Source organism: Bradyrhizobium sp. B120 (assembly GCF_049075665.1).
Classification (GTDB): domain Bacteria; phylum Pseudomonadota; class Alphaproteobacteria; order Rhizobiales; family Xanthobacteraceae; genus Bradyrhizobium.
In genome coordinates, this window is sequence record NZ_CP185242.1 from 1,506,579 (window position 1) to 1,530,321 (window position 23,743).

The window sequence follows — 23,743 nt, forward strand, 5'->3', positions numbered from 1 at the left end:
GGATTTTGAAATGACCTGGTCCTTCCTGCTGACCACCCTGATCGTGGTCGCCTCGCCCGGCACCGGCGTGCTCTATACCCTGGCGGTGGCGCTGACCCGGGGCTCGCGCGCCAGTGTGGCGGCGGCGTTCGGCTGCACGCTCGGGATCGTGCCGCAGATGATCGCGGCGATGCTCGGCCTTGCCGCCATCCTGCACACCAGCGCGATGGCGTTCGCGGCGCTGAAATGGGGCGGCGTGGTCTATCTGCTCTATATGGCCTGGCAGGCGCTGCGCGAGCGCGGCGCGCTCGCCGTCGACACCGAGATCAAGCCGCGCTCGAGCGGGCGCGTGATCGTGACCGCCATCCTGATCAACATCCTCAATCCAAAGCTGTCGATCTTCTTCCTGGCCTTCCTGCCGCAGTTCATCGCCGTCGACGATCCGCACCCGCTGGCGCGGATGGTCGAGCTGAGCGGCGTGTTCATGGCGATGACCTTTGCGGTGTTCGCGGTCTACGGGCTGTTCGCAGCGTCGGTGCGGGACCGCGTCATCACCCGGCCGAAGGTGATGGCCTGGCTGCGGCGCAGCTTTGCCGCGGGCTTTGCCCTGCTCGGCGCCAAGCTCGCCTTCGCGGAGCGTTGAGGTCGCATTGCCTCGCGCCTTGCGGCAGGCATTAAAAAAGCAGGCCTTGCGCCTGCTGCCTTGCGTCCCTGCCTGGATAGTCCGGATCGGGTGCCCGGGCAGGGCAGGAGCCGCTACCCGGGCGAGAAAATTGGTTACTTCTTGGCGGCCTTCTTCTTGGTGGCCTTTTTCGCCTTCGCCTTCTTCGCCTTCTTCGCTTTCTTAGCCATAGTATCCTCTCAGGGTTTAATGGATTGAACGCGACTCCGAGGCATGCTTGGCGGAGGGCCAGCCTCGCAACATCCTCAGTATCAAACTCAGCAGATTCGGAGGCTGCTGCCGCGTGCTGTCACCGCGCTGTCATCGTGTTATCCACAGCTGTTACGTGTTTTCGCCAGTTTTTCGCCAGTGTGCGCGTGTCACGCGTCGCGGCGGCGTCGCATCCGTCATGCTTAACGATGCGCAAACGGCCGGTTCGGGAATCTTCATCAATTCAAAACCACAGCGCGGATTGGCGCGTAGCGGGTGAGAGTCCGTTAAGCGGCGCGGCCGCATCCTGTCCCTAAGGCAACGGGGATTGCCATTGGGAGAAAACGCCTCAAGGGGCGGACGGTCATTTCAGAAGAGGCGAGGCCGATACGGGCCTCGAACAGGGGCGATGTTGAGCGTTCCGACGCTTTGGACGGTATTCGTTATCAATTTTCTCGCGCTCGGCCTGATCTGGGCCTATGTCGCGCGCAGCTATCCGGCTTTCGGCGCGGCGCGGTTCTGGACCGCGTCCACCTTCGTCGCGTCCGCCGGCGCCGCCTGCGCCATGCTCCGCGTCATGATGACGGACTCGCTGCTGCCGCTGCTCGCGGCAGGGACGCTGATGGTGTTCGCCGCCGGCCTTGCCGCGATGGGCATCGAGCGCTTCTACGGCAAGCCGGTCGGCTGGCGCAGCACCGCGCTGTCCACCGCATTCGCCTTTGTCGGCCTCGGTGTCTTCATCTTTGGCTATGACAGCATGCCGATGCGCATCCTGGTCTACACCATAGCGCAGGTCATGCCGCTGGCGTTGACGTTGAAGCTGTTGCTGTCACCCGAGAACGGCCGCGTCAACCCGGGCGCGCGGCTTGCCGGCATCGTCGCTTCCGTGCTGATCGGGATTTATGCGCTGCGCCTCGTCGGCGCCGTGCTCGAGCCTGGCGAGTTCACCTTCGTTCGCTTCAATGCGAGCCAGTCGCTGGTGATCCTGCTGATGGTATTCCTGTCGATGGCGCTCAATTTCGGCTTCCTGCTGATGGCGATCGACCGGCTGCGCAACGAGGTCGCCGACCTCGCGCTGCTCGACGATCTCACCGGCGTCGGCAACCGCCGCCATCTGTTGCAGCGGCTGACCGAGGAATGCGCGCGCTCCGAGCGCAACGGCGAGGCCTTCGCGCTGCTGGTGATCGACCTCGACGGCTTCAAAGGCATCAACGACACCCATGGCCACGCCGCCGGCGACGCCTGCCTGCAGCACTTCACGCTGATGGCGCAGACGAGGCTCCGCCCGGGCGACATGCTGGCCCGCACCGGCGGCGACGAGTTCTGCATCGTGCTGCCGTCCTCGACCCTGCGCGAGGGCGCCATGATCGCCCGCCGCGTGCTGGAGGTTTGCCGCGCCGACGCCGAGCAGTGCACCGGCAATGATATTCCGATCGCGGTCTCGATCGGCGTCGCGCAATGGACCCGCGAGATCGGCCAGCATCCCGACCGCCTGGTCGCCGCCGCCGACCATGCACTCTACGACGCCAAGAAGGGCGGCAAGAACGGCTATGCGACCTATGAGCCGAAGCTGCCGCCCGAGATGGTCGCTCTCGTGGAGGAGACCCTGCGCAAGCGCGCCTGAGCGTGCTAACTGGGGGCGATACTGGATATTTCCCTAATGATGCCCCGCCTGCTCGCCGTAATCTTTGCGCTCTTGCTGTCCTCCGCCGCATCGGCCGAAACTGATCTCGCTGTCATCGCGCGATCACAGGGCACGCCCGAGATTCCCGGCTTGAAGATGGTCTGGCTGTCGCCCTGGGGCGACGTCGCCAAATCGCATCCCTGGCGCAACATCATCGTGCACCAGACCGAAGGCCCGGCCGGCTCGGCACGAAATGGCGCCGCCGAGCAGCACAAGAACCCGACCCGCCGCGGCGTGATGGTTTGGGTCGAGACCGACGGCACGGTCTATTGGGCGGTCGCCGACAATCTGGTCCCGACCCACACCGACGGCGCCGACCGCAACGACAACAAGTATGTCGACAACAGCAAGACCTATCGCCAGGTGAACAAGGACACCTCGATCGGCGTCGAGTTTGCCGGCAATTATCCCGACGTCACGAAGGGCCCGACCGACGCGCAGATCACCGCATGGCGGGTATTGGTGAAGGTGCTGCGCGCGCGTTACGGCATTCCGCTCGACCACGTCTACGCCCACAACTGGATCGACTTCAAGGACGCCCGCTATTGCGAAGGCTGCGCGCTCGCGACCATGGCGCGAGAGTGGGGCGAGTAGGGCGGGTACGCGTCATGCTCGGCCCAGCAAACAGCTGTCATCGCCCGGCTTGCCGCCTCCGCTAAAGCTACGGCGCGCCGAGAGCGAAAGCCTCGGCGAAGCCTTGGCGTAGCCGGGACCGGGCGATCCAGTATCCCAGAGACGCCAGTGCTTGAGCCGAAAGGCCGCGGCTTCTCCCGGCGTCGTCCCTGCGAAAGCAGGGACGACGATGAGGATGGTTCTCGCACGATACCACGCACCGTCATTGCGTACGTCATCTCGGTGTCATCGCCCGGCTCGACGCCGCCGTGTACCGGGTTCCCCGTTTTCGCTGAGCCATTCCAAACAAGCGCTCGCGTTAACGACGCTTGGCGATTTCCAGCCTGAGTGAAATCGCTTCGAAGCTTGTTAAAATTTGCTGGGTACCTGTTCGAAGCACAGGGATCGGGGGAAAGACATGGCTAAGCGGGCGAAACGTAGGAAGACTGAGGCGCTCGCGTTACCGGTGGCGGGAAGAGTTGCAATTGGCGCCGTGGCGGCGGTCGCATTGGGGTACGGTTTGCTGTGGCGGCCGGCGAGCGTTCAACCGATACGGAAGCAGGCCGCGCACCAGGTCCCGGCGCCGTCTAGTCCTGCGCCATCGACTCCTGTTCACGTAGCGGCGCCGGTTCAGGCTCCCGCGCCAGCTCCGGTTCCAATCCCGGTCCCAGCGCCCGCGCCCCGGATCGAAACACCAAAAGCCGCCGACGCTCCCGGAAGATTTGTTCGGCAGGTGGTCGACTACGCCAGTCACCAGACGCCGGGCACCGTCGTCATCGATACCGGAAACACATTCCTTTACCTTGTTCTGAACGACGGACAGGCGATGCGCTACGGCATCGGTGTCGGCCGCGAAGGTTTCACATGGTCCGGTGAACAGACCGTGGCCCGCAAGACAGAATGGCCGGACTGGCGTCCGCCGGCAGAGATGATTTCGCGCCAGCCTTATCTGCCGCGGTTCATGGCAGGCGGTCCCGGCAATCCGCTCGGCGCCCGGGCGATGTATCTGGGCGATACCGAATATCGAATTCACGGCACCAACAAGCCCGACACGATTGGGAAGCGGGTTTCGTCCGGCTGTATCCGGCTGACCAATGAGGACGTCATGGACCTCTACGATCGCGTGAAGGTCGGAGCGAAAGTGATCGTGCTCCCGGCACAAGCTGCCCATCGACCATCCCAGGGAGCGCCGCCCGACGCCGCCGTCTCAACGCAGGACCCGGCGTCGCTCTCGAACCGGCCCTCGGCAACGAACCTGCAGTTGCTGTCACCTCGACCGAAGATGGCCGATGCCCAGTAGTTCAATCCGAGCATCATGCCAAAAACCAGTTTCGTAGGATGGGTGGAGCGAAAGCAGGCGTCCCGGACTTTATTGAGTAGGCGTGCTTCCGGCTCCGCTGCCGCGCCATGGCCGCGAGCGCAGAGCCCTTGCGATAGCTGGCATCCTTACCCGTACATCCGCAAGCCATCGCTGGTTTCTTCTGCGTGCAGATGGATGATTGCCTTGCTACCAGAGCTTGATCTACAACCGCGTTGCTCGCAACGGGGGGCTTGCAATGTGGTGGAGGGTTATCGCGTTTGTTTACGCGCTTGGTTACTTGTGGGCTTTCTTTGATGCCGCGCGTGACGAGACGGCATTTCGTCTGATCACGACAGCAGTACTGCTCCCCGCGCTCGTGAGTCTGTTTTTGCTGGCCTTCAACACGCATCTTCTTCCGAAACTGTTTTGGAGAATCTACGCCATCGTATTCGTGGCGTACTGGGCGGTCCCATTGGTCTTGGGCGCGAAGACGCTGATCAACGCAAGCGGCATTCTGACTTACGCGATAATCATCGCGGTCTGCGTGGTTTTCACATTGCCTGTAGTGCGGAGCTTGTGGTGGCTTTCCTTCGCGCACACTGAACCCGGCTCGGAGCACCTTGGTGACCCGGCCGCCCGCTAGATCGGCGTCTGGTCCGCTTTCAGATCGAGTGAATGGAAGAACAGCCACCTAGCGGCGTTCGGCCAGCAACAAAAAAGCCGGCGTTGCCGCCGGCTTTCGTGTCTGTTGGCTTGCCGCGCGTCGCCAGCCCCCGTTTGACATGCCCTAAATTTAGAGTTACATTGTGTAACATGAAATTGGGGGCGACACGATGTCTCCGCGAGCCTATCGCCAGTCGGCGCGCGCCAATGCGGTTCAGGACACCGAGCAGCAGATCGTCGGTGCCTTGAACGCGCTCCTCGCAGAGCGCTGGTTCGACGAGATCACGCTCGACGACATCGCCGCCGCGGCCGGCACCACCCGCCAAACCGTGATACGGCGGTTCGGCAGCAAGACCGGCGTGCTCAGCGCCATGGCGGCCCAGATGGATGTCTCGATCCAGTCCCAACGCTGGAGCACGCCGGCGCAAAGCGTGGCGGAGATCGTCACGCTCCTGATCGACGATTACGAACGCACCGGCGACATCATCGTGCGAACGCTCGGGCAGGAAGCGCGCATTCCAGAGTTCGCCGCCGTCCTCGACCGCGGACGCAAAGGTCATCGCGAGTGGATCAAGGGCATGTTCAAGGCCTGGCTCGACAAGCTCGACAGCCAGGCCCGCGGCGATCGGCTCGCGCAGTTGCTGGTGCAGACCGATGTCTGGATCTGGCATCTGCTGCGCAGGGCGCAAGGACATTCAGCGGCGGAGACACACCGGCTCATGACGCAGGCGATCGAGCGCCTGCTGCGTGAGGATGCGACGACTGATCCGGTCTCTATCGAGAAAGGACCAAGGCAATGATCAAGACGACAGATGTGGCGCCGCATCTGCGCATCTTGGCGGCCTGCTGGGAAGGCGGCGGCAACGTGCCGCCGACGCTCGCGGCCGTCCGAGCCCTCGCGGGCCGAGGCCACGACGTGCGCCTGATCGCCGACGACACGATGCGCGTGGAGGCGATCGAGGCGAGGGCTCGATTCCTGCCATGGAAGCGCGCCCCGAACCGTCCAGATCGCTCGCCTGAGAGCTGCTTTGTGCGTGATTGGGAAACCACCGATCCCCTGGCCGGCTTCCAAAGAGGGTGCGAGCGGGTCTTCGTCGGACCAGCGCAATCCTATGCCGAGGATATTCTCGAAGCACTGGCAACGGAGCCGTCCGACATCCTTCTCGGCTCGGATATGCTGTTCGGCAGCATGCTTGCCGGCGAAGTTGCGAAAGTTCCGACAGCCCTGCTCGCAAGCAACATCTCGCTCTGGCCGCTCCCGGGACATCCGCCGTTCGGTCCGGGCTTTCAGCCCGCCCGGTCGGCGGCCGACAGCGCGCGCGACGCCGAGGTTTCGGCAACGGCCGAGCAATTATGGGACGGTTTCCTGCCTCGGCTCAACGCCGCCCGTGCTCATTTCGGCCTTGCGCCGCTGGCCCATGTCCACGAACAGCCCTTGAGCGCCGGCCGCCATCTCCTTGCCACCAGCAGCAGCTTCGACTTTCCCACCGAGCGCCTGCCAGACCGTGTGCGCTATGTGGGGCCGCTGCTGGAGATGCCGAGCTGGGCCCGCGAACGCTGGACGAGCCGACCTGCGCGCGAGATACGGCCACTCGTGCTCGTATCGTTCAGCACCACCAATCAGGGGCAGGCCGATGTGCTCCAGCGAGTGATATCCGGCTTGGCCGGGGAGCCGGTCGAGGTGGTCGTCACCCTCGGCAAAGCACTCGAGGGGCTTCGGCTTCAGTCGTCGGCGAATGTCACAATTCTTCCCAATGCAGCGCATGACGACATCCTGGCCAAAGCCCGCGCCGTCGTCACCCATGGCGGGCACGGCACGGTCATACGATCGCTGAGCCACGGCGTCCCCCTCGTCGTTCTCCCGATGGGGCGCGATCAGAACGACAACGCCGCGCGCGTGGACTATCACGGTGCGGGCCTGCGCCTCGATCCTTCAGTGCCTCCGCAAGTGGTCGGCGAGGCCGTGCGGCGCGTCGTTTCAGAACCGCGCTTCGCCGAGCGGGCGGTGGCGCTTGGGCGCGCCATTGCCGAGGAAGGTCCGGGGCCTGCACGGCTCGTCGCAGAAATCGAGGACTTCGCACGGAGGTCTTCCCAAAGAGCTCGATCCGCCGCGTGACTGGCACCCGCTGCTCGCGGCAGGCCCCGAAACACGGCATCGAAAACCTCGAGAACGGTTCATCGAAAGGAGACCGAAGGATGACGCACGTCTCTTCTAGCGAAAGTGGAATGACCCTGACGTCTGGCCAACTGGACGCCTATCTCGCAAGGATCGGGGTCGGTCGCCCGGTTTCTCTCGACGTCGCCAGCCTGTCGGAACTGCACCGCGCCCATGCCATGGCTTTCACCTGGGAGGCGCTGGATGCTTTCATGGGATGGCCGTCCTCGATCGCGCCGGCCGCCGCCTTCGCAAAAATGGTGGAGGGCAAGCGTGGTGGCTGGTGCTACGAGATGAACGGCCTGTTCGGCGCGGCACTCGCCGCGCTCGGCTTCCGCGTGACCCGCCTGTGCGGCGGCGTCAATCGTGAAACGCTGGGCGACATCGTCATGGGCAACCATCTGACCCTGCGTGTCGATCTCGACCGCGCGTACCTTGCCGACGTCGGTGTGTCCGACGCCATCGTGGAACCTGTACCCCTTGCAGTCGGACCGATCAGCCAACGTGGTTTCGATTTTTCGATCGTGCCGACCGACGATGGCTGGCTGCGTTTCAGGAACCACGCGCGCGGCATGGCGCACAGTTTCGATTTCCAGCCTGATCACAGCGACGAGGCCGCCATAGCCGCTACGCTTGGCTGGCTGACGCAGGATCCCGGTTCGCCGTTCACCAACGCACTGGCGGTCTTGCGCCACACCACCGACGGCTACATCGCCCTGCACAACGATTGTCTGCGCAGCGTGACGGCAGACAGCGTCAACGAACAGCGCATCACGAGCGCGGATCATCTTGCCGACACGTTCGAAACGATCTTCGAACTCGCTGTTCCGAAGCCTGGAAGCGTCTGGGAAAAAATCCAGACGGTCCTGTCGCGCCACCATGCAGAAATCATCTGATCGCTTTGAAAATTGGGACGAACAAGTCCACGACCTGCCCTCCATCGAGTGTGTCAATGGCGGCGACCTGAGCGTCATCGAACAAAACCAGCAGCAACACCCAGAACCGCCGCTACGTCACACGGCACGATCAATCTGAACTGGAAGCCCGAACGCGGGAACTCCATCCGACCAAGTGAGCGCTACGCAAGATCGAGAACCGCGGCGAGCAGGAAGGCTGACCTCGGCGGCGACGCTTGCGACAAGTCTGTTGGTTTGAGAGCGGTTCGCGGGCGCGCCGAAGCCAAACGATCGCGCGCCATCCATGGCAACAAAAAAGCCGGCGTTGCCGCCGGCTTTCGTGTCTGTTGGCCTACCGCCGCGCGATTAGTGCGCGGCTTCGAGTGCGGCTTCCTGCCGGGCGATCGTGCCCTTGACGGCCGACTGCACCTTCTCGAACGCGCGGACCTCGATCTGCCGCACGCGCTCGCGCGACACGCCGAACTCGGCGGCGAGGTCTTCCAGCGTCATCGGCTCATCCGCCAGACGCCGCGCCTCGAAGATGCGGCGTTCGCGCGGGTTGAGCACGCCGATCGCACCGTTCAGGGCCTGGCGGCGATGATCGAACTCTTCGCTCTCGGCCATCAAGGCTTCGGCGTTCGGCGAGTTGTCGACCAGCCAGTCCTGCCATTCGCCGGCTTCGCCGTCGTCGCGGATCGGGGCGTTGAGCGACGCGTCACCGCCGAGGCGGCGGTTCATGTCGACCACGTCCTGATCGGTCACGCCGAGGCGCTTGGCAATCAGCTTCACCTGGTCGGGGTGGAGATCACCCTCTTCCAGCGCGGAGATCTTGCTCTTCGCCTTGCGCAGGTTGAAGAACAGCTTCTTCTGGTTCGCGGTGGTGCCCATCTTCACGAGCGACCAGGAACGCAGAATGTACTCTTGTATTGACGCCTTGATCCACCACATGGCGTAAGTGGCGAGACGGAAGCCCTTCTCGGGCTCGAATCGCTTCACCGCCTGCATCAGGCCGACATTGCCTTCCGAGACGACCTCGGAGATCGGCAAGCCGTAGCCGCGATAGCCCATGGCGATCTTGGCCACGAGCCTGAGATGGCTGGTGACAAGCTTATGCGCCGCGTCGCGATCGTCATGCTCGCGCCAACGCTTGGCGAGCATGTACTCCTGCTGGGGCTCCAGCATGGGGAACTTGCGGATCTCGGCGAGGTAACGTGAAAGGCCGGATTCTCCATTGAGGACCGGCAACGTAGCTGTACGGGCCATTACTTGCGCCCTCCAGTGGTTCAGACCCCCGATAGCGGCGGGCCCGGCAGGTGGCCGCTGGGTTAAAGCCGGCCATGCTGCGATGTTCCGCGTTGGATATTCAACGCAGGTGCAACATACACCAAACTGTCCGTGATAGGGAAGGATTGCTGACGTCACGTCCCCGTGTGGCAGGTATAACCTGTTGTCATAACGTGGCTTTTCCGGGAGGGGTGCGTCATACCGCCGCTGCCAGCGCCCGCTGCAGGAGAAGCAAATCCTCCGGCAAAGCCGACTCCCAGTGCAAAAGTTCCCCGGTGCGGGGGTGTTCCAAAGCCAGCAGATAGGCGTGCAGGGCCTGGCGGCCGAGCGCGGTAAGTGCGTGCTTACCTTCCGGACCGAGCTGTCCGGCCTTGGTCTTGAAGTGCGCGCCGTAAACGCTGTCGCCCATCAGGGGATGGCCGAGATGGGCAAGGTGCACCCGGATCTGATGGGTCCGCCCGGTCTCGAGCCGGCAGGCCAAGAGCGAGGCGACCGGCTTGCCGTCGCGGCCGGCAAAGCTCTCGCGCACATCGAAATGGGTGATCGCCTCGCGGCCGCTCTGGCGCACCGCCATTTTTTCGCGGGCGTGCGGATGGCGGTCGATCGGCGCGTCGATGGTGCCGTGGGGCCGGTTCGGCACGCCCCAGGCGAACGCCATGTAGCCGCGCTCCATCGGACCGGTGCGGCCGTGGTCGGCGAATTGCGCGGTCAGCGACTGATGGGCCTGGTCATTCTTGGCAATCACCATCAGCCCCGTGGTGTCCTTGTCGAGGCGGTGCACGATGCCCGGCCGCTTGACCCCGCCGATGCCCGACAGGCTCGAGCCGCAATGCGCGATCAGCGCGTTGACCAGCGTTCCCGTGGCGTGGCCGGCCGCGGGATGCACCACGAGCCCCCTGGGCTTGTTGATGACGATGATGTCGTCGTCCTCGAACACGATATCGAGCGCGATGTCCTCGCCCTGAGGCTCGGCGGGCACGGCCTCCGGCACGTCGATTATGATCGTATCGCCCTTGGCGACATGATAAGCGGGGTCGCGCACGACGGCGTCCTTGACGGCGACGGAACCGGCGAGGATCAGCGCCTTCAGCCGGGACCGCGACAGCTCCGGAGTGCGCTGTGCGAGCACGCGGTCAAGCCGGGCCGAGCCCTCGTCGCCTGCGACGATGACCTCCAGCTTCTGACCGCCATTCGAAGAAACCTGATTCAAATCGACCTGTTGCAAAGATAGAGCCTTGTGATGACCGACACCGCTGTGACCGAACCGACCCCCGACCAGGCCGCGCTGATCGCGCGGGTGCGGCGCATGATGCTAATCGCGGGCCTGACCTCGGCATTGGCCGTGGCCGTCGTGTTGATTGCCATCGGCTACCGCCTTTATCGCAGCGAGGGAAGCCCCGTTTCCGTATCCGACGTCACTGCTGCGCTGCCGAAGGGCGCCCGTATCGTCGCAACCGGCACAGCCGGCGAACGGCTGGTCCTCACGCTTGATATAGGCGGTGCAACAGAGATCCGCACATTTGATGCAAAGACACTGAAACCTGTCGGCAGGCTGAGCTTCGTCAACGAGCCCTGATCGAGGCGATCGCGAGGCGGCGCGGTCGATCAACCAAAAGCTGCAGCATGTTTTTTGCGCATGCGTTCGCGCATCGAGAATGTGTGCCGCCATCTTTTCGGCTGAGTTGCACGCTCAGCTTGCGCCATGTCGGAGTCCAACCCCAGCGCTTCCAGCGAACAGTGCGGTGAATCCGAAGCGGCAGCGTCGTGCACCGACCCGACGCGTCGCGCGGTGTTGACCGCGCTTGCGGGCTGCGCCTGTCTCGCCGCGATCGAGCCCGCAGCTGCCGACGATGAAGATCAGCCCGGCGCCAGTGAGCGACCGCAAAAAGCCGACGTCCTGGTCCGCGCCGAAGGCGACAAGGCCGGCCAGGTCATCAAGTCGGATGATCTGAAGCTCGGCGGACCGCCCATTCGCGCTTGGCCGCAGGATCCGAAGAGTTCCGTCGTCCGCAAGGGTTCGCGGCTCAACGAGGTCGTGCTCGTCAAGCTCGATCCGAGCGAACTCGACGATGCCACGCGCGCCCGCGCACCTGACGGCATCGTCTGCTACTCGGTCATCTGCACGCATGCCGGATGTCCGATCACCGCTTGGTTGAAGCAAGATCAGGGCGACAAGAACGTTTTGAAATGCCTCTGTCACAACTCCGAATACGATCCGCGGCAGAATGCGCAGGTCGTCTTCGGGCCGGCGCCACGACGCCTCGCGGCCTTGCCGCTGACGGTTGCCGACGGCGCGATCACGGTCGCAGCGCCATTCGTCGGGAAGGTGGGTGCTCAGCAGGGAGGATGAGGCCGCACCGGGAGTTCTGCATGACCTAAAGCATGATCCGGAAAAGTGCGAAGCGGTTTTCCGAAGAGATCATGCTCAAAACAAAAACTGAAAAAACAAAACAGAGCAGGGAGGTAGCATCTCATGACAAGCAAGCAGTGGTTACTGTCGAGTTGTGTCGCATTCACGTGCCTCATTTCGACCTACGCCGTCGCAGGGCCGATCGAAAACTACAGTTCCGTCACCTCTGCGCGTCTCGAAAATCCCGAACCCGGCAACTGGATGCTCTATCGCCGGACCTATGACGGACAGGGTTTCAGTCCGCTCGACCAGATCAACACGTCCAACGTCAAGGACCTCAAGCCGGCCTGGACCTTCTCGACCGGCGTCATCGAGGGCCATGAGGCGCCGCCGATCGTCAACAACGGCGTGATGTTCGTCGCGACCCCGATGGGGCAGGTGATCGCGCTCAATGCCAAGACCGGCGACGAGTACTGGCGCTACAAGCGACAGCTTCCCGACGATCTGTTCCAACTGCATCCGACCAGCCGCGGCGTCGGCCTGTGGGAGGACAAGCTCTATCTCGCCACCACCGACGATCACGTCGTCGCGCTCGATGCCAAGACCGGCAAGGTGGTCTGGGACACCAAGGTCCAGGACTACAAGAAGGGTCAGTACCTGACGCTGATGCCGCTGGTGGTCGACGGCAAGGTGATCGTCGGCGGCTCCGGCGGTGAGTTCGGCGTGCGCGGCTATGTCGTCGCCTACGACGCCAACAGCGGCAAGGAGCTGTGGCGCACCTTCACCATCCCCGGCGAAGGCGAGCCCGGTCACGAGACCTGGAGCGGCGACGACTGGAAATCGGGCGGCGGATCGGCCTGGATGACCGGCACCTACGACAAGGACACCAAGACGGTCTATTGGGGCGTCGGTAACGCCGCGCCATGGCCCGGCTCGATGCATGCCGGCGACAATCTCTACACCAGCTCGGTGATCGCGCTCGATCCCGACAGCGGCAAGATCAAGACCCACTTCCAGTATCACCAGAACGATTCCTGGGACTGGGACGAGGTCGATGCGCCGATGCTGATCGACATGCAGCGCGACGGGCGGTCGTTCAAGAGCCTGGTTCATCCCGGCCGCGATGCGATCTTCTGGGTGCTGGAGCGCAAGCCGGACAAGATCAACTATGTCGCCGGCTGGCCGTTCGTGAAGACCAATGTCTGGAAGGGCATCGAGGCCGAGACCGGCCGGCCGATCCTCGATCCCGAGCACAAGCCCGTGCTCGGCAAGCGGGTCGAGTTCTGCCCGTCGCTGTGGGGCGGCAAGGACTGGCCGTCGGCGGCGTATAGCCCGAACACCAAGCTCGTCTATGTTCCCGCCAACGAAAACTTCTGCGGCGGCTTCACCGGCGAGAAGCAGCCGCTGGTTCCCGGTCAGCTCTGGCTCGGCACCAAGCCGGAGGACATCGGACTGACGCCCGCACCCAATGCCGATCATTTCGGCGAGTTGCAGGCGTGGGATCCGGTCACCGGCAAGAAGGTCTGGCAGCATGACTACAAGACCTCGCAGCTGTTCGGCGCGGTGACCGCGACTGCGGGCGATCTCGTTCTCGCCGGCGGCACCAACGACCGCGCCTTCCGCATCTTCAATGCCAAGACCGGCGAACTGTTGTGGGAGCAGAAGACCAACTCCGGCATCATGGCGATGCCGATGTCCTATGAGGTCGATGGCACGCAGTACATCGCGGTCCAGTCGGGCTGGGGCGTCGACGCGCAGCGCATCCAGGACGCGCTCGCCGGCAAGGTTGCGGGCTTCGAGAACAACGTCCCGCAAGGCGGCGTGATCTGGGTGTTCGCGCTCAACAAGAAGTAAGGCGCGAACCACCGATAGGGGGCGATGCGATCGGGAAGCGGCGAGGGGGGAGCCCGCCGCTTCCCGGTCCGCTCGCCGTTTCTCTTTCCACGTCATTGCGAGCCAACGGGTCGCGCGAACGCGCGCCCGATGACAGGCTCAGCGAAGCAATCCACCGGCCTGCATATGCGGAGAGATCAATCGCTTCGTCGCTGTCTCTCCTCGCAATGACGATGTTGCCTTCAAAGAAAAACGCCCGCGAACAAGCCGCGGGCGTCTCTGCTAGTTGCGCTTACCGCCCTGCTTCACGTCTCCAGCTGCTTGCCGATCGGAAGCGCGCGGATGCGCTTTCCGGTGGCGGCAAAGATCGCGTTGCTCAGCGCCGGTGCGAACGGCGGCACGCCGGGTTCGCCGACGCCGCTGGGCGGGGTGTCCGCTGCGGGCGGCACGATGTAGACGTTGGTGATCGCAGGCGACTCGTCGATCCGGATCACCGGGAAGTCGTCGAAATTGCTCTGCTGCACCTTGCCGTCCTTGAAGCTGATCTCGCCATATTTGGCGAGGCTCAGCCCCATGATCGCAGCGCCCTCGATCTGCGAGGCGATCCGCTCCGGGTTCACGTACGTGCCGCAATCGATCGCGGTGTCGACCCGCGGCACCGTGAGCTTGCCCTTGTCGTCGACCGCCACCTCGACGATCGTCGCGATGTAGCTGACGAAGGAACGGTGCACGGCGATGCCGAGACCATGGCCTTTCGGCACGGTCCGGCCCCACTCGCCCTTCTCGGCGACCAGTTCGACCACCTTGCGCAGCCGCGCGGTGTCGATCGGGTAGCTGTCATAGGGCTCGCCGTAGTTCCAGGGATCCTTCACCGAGGACAGGTTGACGATCCGGGGCGATCCGATCAGCTCCAGCAGCATGTCCTTCTGGTCGCGGTTCGTCGCATGCGCGATTTCCCCGACCATGGATTGCACCGCGAAAGCGCGCGGGATATTGGACACCGAGCGGAACCAGCCGATCCGCGTGAACGCGGCCGCTTCCGGATTCTCGCACTGCAGATTGGCGATCTCGAACGGGTTGTCGATCAGGCCCATGCCGAGCTCGAAGGGCGCTTCGTGGTTGGCGCCGGCGGCGAAGGTCGAGGCGATGGTCGGCGCCACGCTGCGGTGCCGCCACGCAATCACCTTGCCGCTCTTGTCGAGACCGGCCTCGATCCGTTCCACCGAGACGGTGTGCAGGAAGTCGTGATGGACGTCGTCCTCACGGGTCCATTGCACCTTGACCGGCGCGCCGAGTTCCTTCGACAGCAATGCCGCCTCGAGCGCGAAGTCGCATTTCGACTTGCGGCCGAAGCCGCCGCCGAGCAGCGTCACGTTGACGGTGACATTGTCCTCGGGGATGCCGAGCGTCTTGGCGACGTCCTCGCGGGTGCCGCCGGGGCTCTGTACCGGGGCCCAGATCTCCGCCTTGTCGCCCTTGACGTCGGCGACCGCGACCGGCGGCTCCATGCTGACATGGGCGAGATGCGGCAGGTAATATTCGCCTGTTATCACCTTGTCGGCGCTCTTCAAGGCTGCATCGACGTCGCCTTCCTTGCGCACTACGAGGCCTGGCTTGCGCGCAGCCTCTTCCAGCGAAGCACGATACGTGACGGAGTCGTATTTGGCGTTGGCGCCGTCATCCCAGACGATCTTCAGCTGGTCGCGGCCCTTGATCGCGGCTCCGGTGTTGCGCGCGATCACGGCCACGCCGCCGAGCGGCTGGAATTTTGACGGCCAGGGCCAGCCCTTGACCTCCATCACCTTCTCGACGCCGGGGACCTTCATCGCCGCGCTGTCGTCGAACGACTTGACCTTGCCGCCGGTGACCGGCGGACGGGCGATCACAGCGTATTTCAGGCCGGGCAGCCTTGTATCGGCGCCGTAATGCGCCTTGCCGGTGGTGATGTCGTGCAGGTCGACGATCGAGACCTGGCCCTTGCCGAGATAGCGGAAGTCCTTCGGGTCCTTCAGCTTGAGGCCTTTGATATCAGGCACCGACTCCTTGGCGGCATCGGCCGCGAGATCGCCGAAACCGATCTTGCGTCCGCTCGCGCTGTGGACCACTTCATGGTTCTGCGCCTTCACCTCGGTCACCGGCACGCCCCATTTCTTGGCGGCGGCGGCTTCCAGCATTGAACGCGCGGAGGCGCCGATCTGGCGCATCGGGATCAGGTAGTGCCGCGTGCTGCGCGAGCCGTCGGTGTCCTGGTTGCCGAACTTGACCTCGTCGCCATGCGCCTGCTGGACATGGACGCGCGACCAGTCGGCCTCCATTTCCTCGGCGACGATCAGAGGCACGCTGGTGCGGACGCCGGTGCCCATCTCGGAGCGGTGCGCCAGGATGGTGACGACGCCGTCGGGCGCGATCGCGACGAACACGCGCGGATCGACCACGACGCCGTGCGGCATCTTGCCGGCGCCGGTCTCATAGGCGAACGCCTGGCGTGTCATCACGGGCGCGGCGAGCACGAAAGAGCCGGCGATGCCGAGACCCTTCAGGATGCTGCGGCGCGACAGGTTCTCGACCCTCACGTGCTTCTCGAAGCCGCGAAGCTTGCCAGAATTGGTGGGTATGTTGGTGCGGATATTCATGTCACACCCCCGTCGATGCGAGATGGACGGCATTCTCGATCCGCTGGTAGCAGCCGCAGCGGCAGATATTGCCCGACATGGCTTCGCGAATCTGGTCGTGGTTGGGCTTCGGGTTCTGGTCCAGCAGCGCCGCGGCCTGCATGATCTGGCCGGCCTGGCAGTAGCCGCACTGCGGAACATTGACCTGGCGCCACGCCTTCTGCACCGGATGGTCGCCGGTCGGGTGCAACCCCTCGATGGTGGTGACCTCGCGGCCGGCGACGTCGGACACCGAGGTGATGCAGGCGCGCACCGCTTCCTTGTCGATGATCACGGTGCAGGCGCCGCACAGGGCCTGGCCGCAGCCGAACTTGGTGCCGGTGAGGCCGGCTTCGTCACGCAGATACCACAGCAGCGAAAGATCCGGGTCGCCGTCCCAATTCTGTTCCTGGCCGTTGATTTTTAGTTTGATCATGGTCTGTCCTCGCTCTGCTTAAGCTATTGACCGGTGCGGGCAGGGCGGAACGTCTTCCATGGCCTGCGGCCGCGTTGATGTTTGTTTTTGCCAAGATATTCGTGAGCCAAATTGTCGTGCCTGCGGGCTTGCGCTTTGTTCCAAGCACTCCTCTCGCGTCTCGAGCGCCTTGCCCGGCGCAGCATGGTGAAGAGCTGCGATGTTAGCAGAGGCAGGCCGTCGGGTGACTTCACAGCCAGGTGTTTTGCATTTCCGTTTGGCGAAAGCAGGGCCGTGCACGATGCAGACATGACATCCGCAGGTGGCCATCATGCGCGCGGCGCGGCCGCATTGCCGGTCCGTACAAATCGGCACGCTGTGGCCCCGCAGGGCGCAGGGGGCGTTCCGGAGCTGCTCCGGTGCCGAAATCGCCGGCACGGCATGGTAAGCATGGGATGACAAAATCCCCGCCGCAGCGCACAAGCCATCTTGCGGCGGGGCGATTTCGAGGCTATTGCCTTCCCCCTCAACGCTCCCTTCGTCTAGCGGTTAGGACGCGGCCCTCTCAAGGCTGAAACAGGGGTTCGATTCCCCTAGGGAGCGCCATTCGGAACGGAACCACGAACTCCGTCCTCGGTCCGTTTTGTGGAGCGTGAGCTCGCCGGCATCGGCGTGGTTCTTCGATGCGGGCAGGATTTCCCTCATCTGCTTAGGCGCCGGTGGGTCGAGCGCCTCAATCTTCGCAGCAATTGGCGAGGGGTCTTCGACGCCGAATCCGGATCGTGATCAAAAGCAGGACGATCGCGAGCGGCGGAGCCAAAATCCCGACAGCGGCTATCACAGTGGCCGGTGGTCGTCGGTCAAGGCCGGCCCATGACAGAGACAAGCTTGCCTGCGCTGCGCCACGTTGAAGCGGTGATGACAGCGACTTTTCCCGACATATCGAACAAGGTCACACTTCCCTCCCAGATACGGCTTTTGATTTTTGCTCTTGAGCTAAGCCGCGCTCGGGACGTCGGATGATCACAACCCATCGGGCGGTGGGCCTGTTGTACTTGCCGCCACTGGCCGTGCGCGCACGCGCTCGCGGTAGAATGCATAGAGACCGGACAGCACGATGATCGCCGCCCCCGTCACCATCATGGCGTCGGGCCTGTCGCCGAATACAAGATAGCCAAGCAGCATGGCCCAGAGCAGCGCGGAATAGCGGAACGGCGACACCGCCGAGATATCGCCTGTTCGGAGCGCCATGATTATGCACTGATAACCGATCAAGATAAGAACCGCGGCGAACGCCAACAGAGCGAGAGCGCGACCGGATGGCGGCGTCCAGCCGCCAAGCGGGACAAGTATGGCGCCCCCGGCAATGGCAACGCTAATGGTGGTCAACAGGGTGACGAACAGCGATGGAATCGACGCGGGTATTCGCTTGGTCGCGAGATCGCGTATCGCGCAGAAGATGACCGAACACAGCGCGAACAGCGAAAACTGGTTGAACCCCTCGACCCCCGGCCGAACGATAACGAGAACGCCGATAAAGCCGGCCGCGATCGCCAGCCAACGTCGCCAGCCGACGGGTTCACCGAACGTCAGGGCTGCTCCGAGCGTGATGGCGAGTGGCAGCACCTGAATGATCGCCGTAGCATTGGCCAGAGGCAAGTTCACGATCGCCGCCAGCAATAATATCGTTCCGCCGACTTCACCAGCCACCCGCAGCACGACTGCCTTCATCATCAGCGTGCGTAGCGGCCGCAGCGCCCGTTGATGCAATGCAAGCACTGCGATCAGCACAGTCGCGAACAAGCCGCGCACCAGCAACACTTGGCCGAAATTCATCTCGGCCGACACCGCCTTGGTGATCGCGTCGTTTATGTTGAAGGTTGCCATGGCAGCGGCCATCAGCAGGCTTCCGCGAATATTCGGGGAAAGGACCAAATCAGTTTCCAGGTCGGATTACGCGGCAGCGCCCGGCCACGTGGTGCGATCCGCGTGGTGCGCCGCAGATCATTTTGTTATTTCGCATCGGACTTCGGCGATGAAATTCATAGGCAACGATCCGCGCTCACCCGTTGCCATGTGCGAAGATTTCGCCACCAACAAAGTCGATAAGATGCGCTTCCATAACCACCACTGATTGACGCTCTCTCAGGAAACCAGTCGCCGAAATTCTCTTCACTATGCTTTGATAATCCACAGAGTGGTCCAGCGCATCGATCCAACGCTGCTCACTCCAGAGAGTCACCACGACGCAATGTGCCCCGTCAGAGAACATGAGTACACCCTGGCAACCCCGGTGCCTTCGAAACATCGGCAAGGAATGATCTCGTGCAAATTGCCGGTATTCATCAGCCCGGGTGGGATCAATCTCCGTTCGCCAAATTCTTGCCAGTGTCACGGTTGATCCCTTCGCTGCTTGTGTGCATTCCTCGATCTAGAGCCGGCCTAGCGCTGCAACGCTCGATGTCTCCTTTAGTTGGGAGCCTCCGAGGCCGGCCAGAGCGCCGTTGAGGCGAGGCTTCCGTCGTAGTGCCATTCGTCGTAACGTGAGTGTAATGCCCGCACCCCAGTGACCTTCGGCTATTTCGTTCATGATAATCCAGACATTGGGGCCGTCCTTCGGCGAGGACTGTTTGAGCGTATCAACCGGACGAGTGTTAATCTCCTGATGCACCCGCGTCTTCGCGATTTGCGTGGCGGATGCATCGGATAGCGCGACCTCAATCACGTCAGCCCGCTGCCGCACATGTATTTTCTGTGTGGCCTCCGACATATCAGTCCTCGGGTTGAATCGGCCGCCTCTGGCACCGCAGGTTTCAGCTGATCTGCACGATGGTCTTTCCAAAGTTCTTGCCTTGGAGCATCCCGATGAATGCGTCCGGAGAATTCTCCAATCCTGCACTGACATCGACTTTGTATTTGATCTTGCCTTCTCCGAGCCAGCCCGCCATTTCGCCGATGGCAGCGGGGAGCCGAGGGAAATGATCTGCAATGATGAAGCCGCGTATATTGAGCCGCTTCTTCAGGGCCACTGTAAGATCGGGACCTGCGTGGGGTTTGGTCAGGTTGTATTGCGCCATCAGTCCGCAGATGATCACGCGCGCACCGCGATTGAGCAGCGGCCAGATCGCGTCGAGAATTTCGCCACCGACATTCTCGAAATCGATATCGATGCCGTTGGGGCAGGCGGCGGCGAGCGCATCTCTGAAGTCTGAAGCCTTGTAATCGACGCAAGCCGCGTATCCCAGTTCCTCGACCGCGTACCTGCATTTGTCGGGGCCGCCAGCGATTCCGATCGCTCGCAAGCCTTTCATGTTTGCAATCTGGCCCGTGAGCGCCCCAACCGCGCCTGCCGCGGAAGAGACCACAACTGTTTCACCGGGCGTAGGATTTGCCAGGTCAAGTAGCCCAACATATGCCGTCCACCCGGGAAGCCCCATGGGCCCGAGCCAAGCGGGCAACGGCGCGAGCTTTGGGTCGATCTTCCGAACAGGCGGCGATTTCAGCGCGACGAAGTCCTGCCAATGCCCAGGTCCCCAGACAAGCTCTCCGACCGCGAAGCGGGGGTCCTTGGAATCCACGATCTCGCCGATCGTGTGACCGTTCATCACTTCGCCAGGGTTGATGGCCTGGATATACGACTCACCGCCGTCCATTTGACCGCGCATGTAGGGATCGAGCGAGAGAAACCGGTTCTTGACCAGCACCTCTCCTTCCTGAAGGCCAGGAAGCTCGAATTCCCGCATCTCAAAGTCCGAAGGTTTGGGCATTCCCTGGGGCCGGGCTCTTAACAGGACACGACGATTTCTGGTCACGGAGGACTCCGACGTTACGGTCACGTTAGATATGACCGGTCGGTTCTAAATTGTCAACCGCTCACGAAAGTCCAAAATATGCGCGGAGTTTAGCGGGATCCTGCGTTGACAGCTATGAGCCAACCGGTCATATCTCGCGCATGGCGAAGCAAGATATTCGTGAAAAGCTGAGTGCCGTCGGTCTTGAAACCCTGCATCGCAATGGGTTCAACGGATCGAGCGTGCAAGACATCGTCGATGCCGCCGGAGTTCCGAAGGGCTCGTTTTATCACCATTTCGATAGCAAGGAGGCGCTCGGCCTCGACGCAATTGACCGGTACTGGGGCGGCTTTGGCCCCCGGCTCTCCATTTTGACAGATGCGAGTCATCCGCCGATCGATCGGCTGCGGCGATATTTCGAATCCCTGGCTGAGACGCTGAAGGGCTGGAAATACCAGAAGGGGTGCTTCATCGGTAACGCCAGCGCGGAAATGGCCGATCAGAGCCCCGCGATGCGGGTACGGCTGTCGACCGTATTTGCCGGCTGGACTCGCGCCGTTGAGCTCTGTGTGCAGGAGGCCCAGACGCGTGGTGATATGTCGAGCGACCTCGATGCCGCGATGATCGCATCCTACCTCCTGAATTCGTGGGAGGGGGCCGCCTTGAGAGCCAAGGTGGAGAAGGACAGCAAGGCGCTGGACCAGTTTCTCGCGGTCATGACCACCAAGATCCTGATCTAGATTCATGTCAACGCGCGTGAACTTTTGCGTGCGAGAGAGATAGAACCGACCGGTCAACTATGGAGCCGCAAATGCCTTCCTTGCTATCGCCGCTGAAGCTCGGAGACATTGACCTGGCGCATCGGGTGGTGATGGCCCCTTTGACGCGCATGCGAGCTCGGCAGCCGGGAAATACGCCCGCCGAACTGAATGTCGAATACTACCGACAACGGGCGAGCGTCGGCGGCCTCATTATCACCGAAGCCACTCAAATTTCTCCAACAGGACAGGGATTTCCGGCAACGCCAGGGATCTATTCGGCCGAGCAGGTGGCTGCCTGGAGGCGCGTGACGGATGCCGTTCACGCCAACGGAGGCAGGATCGTGCTTCAGCTCTGGCATGTTGGTCGGATATCCCACTCGTCTCATCTGCCGAACGGTCGTCGGCCGGTCGCACCATCGCCGCTCAGGCCTGCCGGCAACGCGTTGAATTCAAATTGGCAACGTGTTCCGTTTGAAACGCCCCATGAGCTATCAATCGGCGAGATCTGGGAGACGATTGAAGACTATCGTTTGGCGGCCAGCAACGCCTTGAAAGCCAACTTTGATGGCGTTGAGATCCACGGGGCCAACGGGTATTTGCTTGACCAGTTTCTTCAAGACGGCACCAATCAGCGCTCGGATCGCTATGGCGGCAGCATAGAAAATCGATCGCGGTTGCTGCTTGAGGTCGTCGATGCTGCCATCGCCATTTGGGGCAATGGACGCGTTGGCGTTCGGTTGTCGCCGTTCGGCTCCTACGCCGATATTCGAGACAGCAACCCCGAGGCTCTATTCACCGATGTAATCGGGAAGCTTTCAAGCCGCCAGTCTGCCTATCTGCACCTTATCGAACCGCGCGCGAGCGGGGTGACAGGAAGCGATGACCTCAATCATGCAGCTCCCCTGACGTCCAGTATCTTTCGAAGTGCATTCAATGGCCCGCTCATCGCCGCAGGCTGTTTTACGAAGGCGACAGCGGAGGCGGCAATCGAAAGCGGCCTGGCGGACGCGGTCGCATTCGGTCGCTTGTTCTTGGCAAATCCGGATCTTCCGCGTCGCTTTGAAGTTGATGGACCGCTCTCACCGCATGATCGATCAACATTCTACGGCGGGGGTGAGGCGGGGTACACCGACTACACCAAGCTCGATCGTTGATGGTCTGGCAGTTGCGACAGGCGACTGGCTCAAGGGATGTCGAATTTCCCATGCTGATCCCCGGGATAAAGGCAAATACCAGTCCGACGGACTATCTGCCGATCGAGCGGATGCGGTTCGATGGTCACAGTTGGGTCGGTTTCGGCGAAATAATCGATGCGCGCTAGGACTCCCCGAAATTCTGGCGGCGGCTGCAATGGCTGCTGCCTCTCTGTTACGGGCCCTGGAGGGTTACATGTCAAATTCAACGCTGGACCAGCAATTGGTAGCATCGCTTGTTCCGCTGTGTTTGGTCCGCGCGACGCTTGGCGATCGCGTCGTCTTGCCGGCGCCTTTCGGGACGCGGGCGATCCTCGAAGTGGAGACCATGCGCTACTCCGGCGACAGGTTGAACGCTTCGCTCAGGGGCCGCGCCGCGGCTGACTGGGTGACCGTGTCCTCAGACGGGAGGCTGGGCGCTGCCGATGCGCGTTGCACGATGGAAACCGATGACGGTGCTCTGATTTTTGTCCAGTACAATGGCCGCATCCAATACGCACTCGACGGCGGTCCGCACCGCTTGTACGTGGCTCCCCGCTTTGAGACGGAAGACGTCCGCTACGCCTGGCTCAATGCGGTTCAGGCAGTCGGGAAGGGGCTGTTCGATCCGCAGTCCCGCATTCTCTCGTACGCCTTCTTTCAACTTTCCTAGCTGCTACCCGACGCAAACTGATCCTCTGCAGTTCGGCGCCGGCCAATTACGAGGGACGAAGCAGCATGAAAGCCGTTCAAATCGCAGCCTGAAAGCATTGGGGATGTAGAAACCGAGGAGACACCGAGATGGCTGAGACAGCGGCCTACCCATATGCCACTCATCTGGACATCAAGTTCGATCCACTGACATTGATCGACGTTTCTTCGCTAGCGAAGACGGTCACCGATCGATGGTACAATCAGACCCTATGCAAGGTGAATGAATCCGTTATCCGCCTCGGCGTCATGCAAGGTGAATACCATTGGCACAAGCACGATCATGACGACGAGTTCTTCTTCGTCCTCAACGGTCGTTTCATTATCGATCTTGAGGGACGCTCAATCGAGTTGCTGCCCAATCAGGGTCTCACGGTGCCGAAGGGAGTGTTGCATCGCACCCGCGCGCCCGAAAGGAGCGTGATCTTGATGGTCGAGACCGCCGCAATCGTGCCAACTGGCGATGCCTGATCGGGTACGTCGAGCACTTGTGAGAAGTTGCCCCTTCTCGACGAGGAGGAACGTGTCCTATCGCCTGGTCGATCGTGAGGCGGATGGGCGAACTGACGAGCCGAGCGCGATGCGGGCCACTCCGTCGCCGAGGCGCAGCTTCCG

Annotated in this window: 22 protein-coding genes and 1 tRNA gene; 16 read left to right on the forward strand and 7 right to left on the reverse strand. The window is 62.5% G+C overall.

Annotated features, from left to right (window positions below):
• The first annotated feature begins 10 nt into the window (after positions 1 to 10).
• From ACOIX3_RS07210 to ACOIX3_RS07245, 8 genes are all read left to right on the forward strand, one after another.
• Positions 11 to 622 carry a LysE family translocator gene (locus tag ACOIX3_RS07210; RefSeq protein WP_420969064.1) on the forward strand — a complete coding sequence of 204 codons (612 nt, stop codon included), beginning with the start codon at positions 11 to 13 and terminating at the stop codon, positions 620 to 622.
• 637 nt (positions 623 to 1,259) lie between these two features.
• A complete protein-coding gene (locus ACOIX3_RS07215) occupies positions 1,260 to 2,474 on the forward strand; it encodes a GGDEF domain-containing protein (RefSeq protein ID WP_420969065.1) in 1,215 nt (404 codons plus the stop codon).
• 36 nt (positions 2,475 to 2,510) lie between these two features.
• Positions 2,511 to 3,128 (forward strand): N-acetylmuramoyl-L-alanine amidase, encoded by a 618-nt coding sequence (locus tag ACOIX3_RS07220; RefSeq protein ID WP_420969066.1) that lies wholly within the window; start codon positions 2,511 to 2,513, stop codon positions 3,126 to 3,128.
• Positions 3,129 to 3,564: 436 nt separating this feature from the next.
• On the forward strand, positions 3,565 to 4,446 hold the full coding sequence (locus ACOIX3_RS07225; protein WP_420969067.1) for a L,D-transpeptidase: 882 nt from the start codon (positions 3,565 to 3,567) through the stop codon (positions 4,444 to 4,446).
• A gap of 217 nt (positions 4,447 to 4,663) precedes the next feature.
• Complete coding sequence (locus tag ACOIX3_RS07230; protein ID WP_420969068.1) at positions 4,664 to 5,089, forward strand: hypothetical protein; 426 nt, start codon at positions 4,664 to 4,666, stop codon at positions 5,087 to 5,089.
• 190 nt (positions 5,090 to 5,279) lie between these two features.
• Positions 5,280 to 5,909 (forward strand): TetR/AcrR family transcriptional regulator, encoded by a 630-nt coding sequence (locus tag ACOIX3_RS07235; protein WP_420969069.1) that lies wholly within the window; start codon positions 5,280 to 5,282, stop codon positions 5,907 to 5,909.
• Positions 5,906 to 7,225 carry a nucleotide disphospho-sugar-binding domain-containing protein gene (locus tag ACOIX3_RS07240; protein ID WP_420969070.1) on the forward strand — a complete coding sequence of 440 codons (1,320 nt, stop codon included), beginning with the start codon at positions 5,906 to 5,908 and terminating at the stop codon, positions 7,223 to 7,225. The genes ACOIX3_RS07235 and ACOIX3_RS07240 overlap by 4 nt, the downstream gene beginning before the upstream one ends.
• 80 nt (positions 7,226 to 7,305) lie before the next feature.
• Positions 7,306 to 8,160, forward strand: coding sequence for an arylamine N-acetyltransferase family protein (locus ACOIX3_RS07245; RefSeq protein WP_420969072.1), 855 nt, complete (start codon positions 7,306 to 7,308; stop codon positions 8,158 to 8,160).
• A 366-nt stretch (positions 8,161 to 8,526) separates the two neighbouring features.
• On the opposite strand, the gene rpoH is transcribed toward ACOIX3_RS07245, so the two are convergent.
• Both rpoH and ACOIX3_RS07255 read right to left on the reverse strand, forming a co-directional pair.
• The gene (gene rpoH, locus ACOIX3_RS07250) at positions 8,527 to 9,423 is read right to left on the reverse strand and encodes an RNA polymerase sigma factor RpoH (RefSeq protein WP_021077401.1); all 897 of its coding nucleotides are present in this window, start codon (positions 9,421 to 9,423) and stop codon (positions 8,527 to 8,529) included.
• Between the two features lie 217 nt (positions 9,424 to 9,640).
• Positions 9,641 to 10,621: an RluA family pseudouridine synthase gene (locus ACOIX3_RS07255; protein ID WP_420971677.1), complete on the reverse strand. Its 981-nt coding sequence runs from the start codon at positions 10,619 to 10,621 to the stop codon at positions 9,641 to 9,643.
• Positions 10,622 to 10,684: 63 nt separating this feature from the next.
• Between ACOIX3_RS07255 and ACOIX3_RS07260 the strand changes: the two genes are divergently transcribed.
• The 3 genes from ACOIX3_RS07260 (at position 10,685) to ACOIX3_RS07270 (ending at position 13,648) form a co-directional block, all read left to right on the forward strand.
• The gene (locus ACOIX3_RS07260; protein ID WP_212313255.1) at positions 10,685 to 11,020 is read left to right on the forward strand and encodes a hypothetical protein; all 336 of its coding nucleotides are present in this window, start codon (positions 10,685 to 10,687) and stop codon (positions 11,018 to 11,020) included.
• A 126-nt stretch (positions 11,021 to 11,146) separates the two neighbouring features.
• Positions 11,147 to 11,794, forward strand: a complete 648-nt coding sequence (locus tag ACOIX3_RS07265) for a ubiquinol-cytochrome c reductase iron-sulfur subunit (RefSeq protein WP_420969073.1) — start codon at positions 11,147 to 11,149, stop codon at positions 11,792 to 11,794.
• Between the two features lie 123 nt (positions 11,795 to 11,917).
• On the forward strand, positions 11,918 to 13,648 hold the full coding sequence (locus tag ACOIX3_RS07270) for a methanol/ethanol family PQQ-dependent dehydrogenase (protein WP_420969074.1): 1,731 nt from the start codon (positions 11,918 to 11,920) through the stop codon (positions 13,646 to 13,648).
• A 284-nt stretch (positions 13,649 to 13,932) separates the two neighbouring features.
• On the opposite strand, the gene ACOIX3_RS07275 is transcribed toward ACOIX3_RS07270, so the two are convergent.
• Complete coding sequence (locus ACOIX3_RS07275) at positions 13,933 to 16,260, reverse strand: molybdopterin cofactor-binding domain-containing protein (RefSeq protein ID WP_420969075.1); 2,328 nt, start codon at positions 16,258 to 16,260, stop codon at positions 13,933 to 13,935.
• 1 nt (position 16,261) lies between these two features.
• Entirely contained in the window at positions 16,262 to 16,714 is a 453-nt protein-coding gene (locus ACOIX3_RS07280) for a (2Fe-2S)-binding protein (RefSeq protein ID WP_092124185.1), read from the reverse strand.
• A gap of 510 nt (positions 16,715 to 17,224) precedes the next feature.
• Here ACOIX3_RS07280 and ACOIX3_RS07285 point away from each other — a divergent pair.
• Positions 17,225 to 17,299 (forward strand) — tRNA-Glu (locus ACOIX3_RS07285).
• 417 nt (positions 17,300 to 17,716) lie between these two features.
• Here the strand turns inward: ACOIX3_RS07285 and ACOIX3_RS07290 are convergent.
• The 3 genes from ACOIX3_RS07290 to ACOIX3_RS07300 all read right to left on the reverse strand — a co-directional run bounded on the left by ACOIX3_RS07290 (position 17,717) and on the right by ACOIX3_RS07300 (position 20,436).
• Positions 17,717 to 18,628, reverse strand: a complete 912-nt coding sequence (locus ACOIX3_RS07290; RefSeq protein ID WP_420969076.1) for a DMT family transporter — start codon at positions 18,626 to 18,628, stop codon at positions 17,717 to 17,719.
• A 127-nt stretch (positions 18,629 to 18,755) separates the two neighbouring features.
• On the reverse strand, positions 18,756 to 18,965 hold the full coding sequence (locus tag ACOIX3_RS07295) for a hypothetical protein (RefSeq protein ID WP_420969077.1): 210 nt from the start codon (positions 18,963 to 18,965) through the stop codon (positions 18,756 to 18,758).
• Between the two features lie 541 nt (positions 18,966 to 19,506).
• Positions 19,507 to 20,436 (reverse strand): NADP-dependent oxidoreductase, encoded by a 930-nt coding sequence (locus ACOIX3_RS07300; protein ID WP_420969078.1) that lies wholly within the window; start codon positions 20,434 to 20,436, stop codon positions 19,507 to 19,509.
• A 209-nt stretch (positions 20,437 to 20,645) separates the two neighbouring features.
• Between ACOIX3_RS07300 and ACOIX3_RS07305 the strand changes: the two genes are divergently transcribed.
• The 4 genes from ACOIX3_RS07305 to ACOIX3_RS07320 all read left to right on the forward strand — a co-directional run bounded on the left by ACOIX3_RS07305 (position 20,646) and on the right by ACOIX3_RS07320 (position 23,599).
• Positions 20,646 to 21,224, forward strand: coding sequence for a TetR family transcriptional regulator C-terminal domain-containing protein (locus ACOIX3_RS07305; RefSeq protein WP_420969079.1), 579 nt, complete (start codon positions 20,646 to 20,648; stop codon positions 21,222 to 21,224).
• Positions 21,225 to 21,295: 71 nt separating this feature from the next.
• Positions 21,296 to 22,399, forward strand: coding sequence for an alkene reductase (locus ACOIX3_RS07310; protein ID WP_420969080.1), 1,104 nt, complete (start codon positions 21,296 to 21,298; stop codon positions 22,397 to 22,399).
• A 235-nt stretch (positions 22,400 to 22,634) separates the two neighbouring features.
• Entirely contained in the window at positions 22,635 to 23,090 is a 456-nt protein-coding gene (locus ACOIX3_RS07315; protein ID WP_420969081.1) for a DUF3237 domain-containing protein, read from the forward strand.
• A 128-nt stretch (positions 23,091 to 23,218) separates the two neighbouring features.
• On the forward strand, positions 23,219 to 23,599 hold the full coding sequence (locus ACOIX3_RS07320) for a cupin domain-containing protein (protein ID WP_420969082.1): 381 nt from the start codon (positions 23,219 to 23,221) through the stop codon (positions 23,597 to 23,599).
• Positions 23,600 to 23,743 lie beyond the last annotated feature (144 nt).

Excerpts from the sequence above, each read along its gene's own strand:
- ACOIX3_RS07320 (WP_420969082.1), top strand. The coding sequence starts at position 23,219 with ATGGCTGAGACAGCGGCCTACCCATATGCCACTCATCTGGACATCAAG.
- rpoH (WP_021077401.1), bottom strand. The coding sequence starts at position 9,423 with ATGGCCCGTACAGCTACGTTGCCGGTCCTCAATGGAGAATCCGGCCTT.
- ACOIX3_RS07310 (WP_420969080.1), top strand. The coding sequence starts at position 21,296 with ATGCCTTCCTTGCTATCGCCGCTGAAGCTCGGAGACATTGACCTGGCG.
- ACOIX3_RS07225 (WP_420969067.1), top strand. The coding sequence starts at position 3,565 with ATGGCTAAGCGGGCGAAACGTAGGAAGACTGAGGCGCTCGCGTTACCG.
- ACOIX3_RS07265 (WP_420969073.1), top strand. The coding sequence starts at position 11,147 with ATGTCGGAGTCCAACCCCAGCGCTTCCAGCGAACAGTGCGGTGAATCC.
- ACOIX3_RS07260 (WP_212313255.1), top strand. The coding sequence starts at position 10,685 with ATGACCGACACCGCTGTGACCGAACCGACCCCCGACCAGGCCGCGCTG.
- ACOIX3_RS07210 (WP_420969064.1), top strand. The coding sequence starts at position 11 with ATGACCTGGTCCTTCCTGCTGACCACCCTGATCGTGGTCGCCTCGCCC.
- ACOIX3_RS07300 (WP_420969078.1), bottom strand. The coding sequence starts at position 20,436 with ATGCGGGAATTCGAGCTTCCTGGCCTTCAGGAAGGAGAGGTGCTGGTC.
- ACOIX3_RS07240 (WP_420969070.1), top strand. The coding sequence starts at position 5,906 with ATGATCAAGACGACAGATGTGGCGCCGCATCTGCGCATCTTGGCGGCC.
- ACOIX3_RS07215 (WP_420969065.1), top strand. The coding sequence starts at position 1,260 with ATGTTGAGCGTTCCGACGCTTTGGACGGTATTCGTTATCAATTTTCTC.
- ACOIX3_RS07275 (WP_420969075.1), bottom strand. The coding sequence starts at position 16,260 with ATGAATATCCGCACCAACATACCCACCAATTCTGGCAAGCTTCGCGGC.
- ACOIX3_RS07220 (WP_420969066.1), top strand. The coding sequence starts at position 2,511 with ATGATGCCCCGCCTGCTCGCCGTAATCTTTGCGCTCTTGCTGTCCTCC.
- ACOIX3_RS07245 (WP_420969072.1), top strand. The coding sequence starts at position 7,306 with ATGACGCACGTCTCTTCTAGCGAAAGTGGAATGACCCTGACGTCTGGC.
- ACOIX3_RS07270 (WP_420969074.1), top strand. The coding sequence starts at position 11,918 with ATGACAAGCAAGCAGTGGTTACTGTCGAGTTGTGTCGCATTCACGTGC.
- ACOIX3_RS07305 (WP_420969079.1), top strand. The coding sequence starts at position 20,646 with ATGGCGAAGCAAGATATTCGTGAAAAGCTGAGTGCCGTCGGTCTTGAA.
- ACOIX3_RS07235 (WP_420969069.1), top strand. The coding sequence starts at position 5,280 with ATGTCTCCGCGAGCCTATCGCCAGTCGGCGCGCGCCAATGCGGTTCAG.
- ACOIX3_RS07315 (WP_420969081.1), top strand. The coding sequence starts at position 22,635 with ATGTCAAATTCAACGCTGGACCAGCAATTGGTAGCATCGCTTGTTCCG.
- ACOIX3_RS07280 (WP_092124185.1), bottom strand. The coding sequence starts at position 16,714 with ATGATCAAACTAAAAATCAACGGCCAGGAACAGAATTGGGACGGCGAC.
- ACOIX3_RS07295 (WP_420969077.1), bottom strand. The coding sequence starts at position 18,965 with ATGTTCTCTGACGGGGCACATTGCGTCGTGGTGACTCTCTGGAGTGAG.